The sequence below is a fragment of the Caldalkalibacillus thermarum genome (assembly GCF_014644735.1).
Taxonomy (GTDB): domain Bacteria; phylum Bacillota; class Bacilli; order Caldalkalibacillales; family Caldalkalibacillaceae; genus Caldalkalibacillus; species Caldalkalibacillus thermarum.
The window spans coordinates 1-523 of record NZ_BMKZ01000145.1 but is presented as its reverse complement, the minus strand read 5'-3'; the positions used below and the strand labels follow the sequence as shown (position 1 = coordinate 523).

General features: G+C 41.7%; 2 protein-coding genes. Both read right to left on the bottom strand.

All coding sequences use genetic code 11. The annotated features are described in order from the left end of the window. A partial coding sequence (locus IEW48_RS17355) for a flagellin N-terminal helical domain-containing protein (RefSeq protein ID WP_443092723.1) occupies nucleotides 1–99 on the bottom strand: 99 nt, incomplete at its 3' end. Nucleotides 100–161: 62 nt separating this feature from the next. Further along, a complete protein-coding gene (locus tag IEW48_RS16930) occupies nucleotides 162–383 on the bottom strand; it encodes a carbon storage regulator (RefSeq protein ID WP_188624736.1) in 222 nt (73 codons plus the stop codon). Between the last annotated feature and the right edge of the window lie 140 nt (nucleotides 384–523).

Genomic DNA, 523 nt, shown 5'->3' with positions numbered 1-523 from the left:
ACCGGAAGACAACTTTTCCATTGCTTTTTGAGCAGCTAAGTTATTTGCCGCTAGCATGCGATGTGTGTTTAACGCAGGGATGTTGTTGTTGATAATCATTTCCTATCAACCTCCGTGTAATTTTTTTTGGAGTCACGTCCTTTCGACTCCTGATGTATTTTTCACCCCCGTTGGGGAGAAAAACCTTTTGTGTAGCTTTCGATGAAGAGCTGTTGTCTCTCTTTAAGGTTGTCTGGCTCCTGATATATTTCTGTTCTTATAACCGGGATCTCTTTAGGTGCATCAATGGCCAGACGAAGCATGCCGTCTTGTTTAATGACTTTCACCTTAATCGTGTCTGCGATGACAATGCCTTCCCCTTCTCGGCGGCCGAGAACTAACATTGCTACCATCCTCCCTGATGTTCTACTTTATTTATCGGCGATGTCTTGCTTGTTTTTAATATCTCAACAGATTTTTTTTTGATTTTTTGGAGCCAATTGACCCCATCATCTACAAAAGCCATAAGCATGCGGTTATTATT

What these genes read in the sequence shown, in the direction of transcription:
- IEW48_RS16930 (WP_188624736.1), bottom strand. Translation starts at nt 383, where the DNA reads ATGTTAGTTCTCGGCCGCCGAGAAGGGGAAGGCATTGTCATCGCAGAC.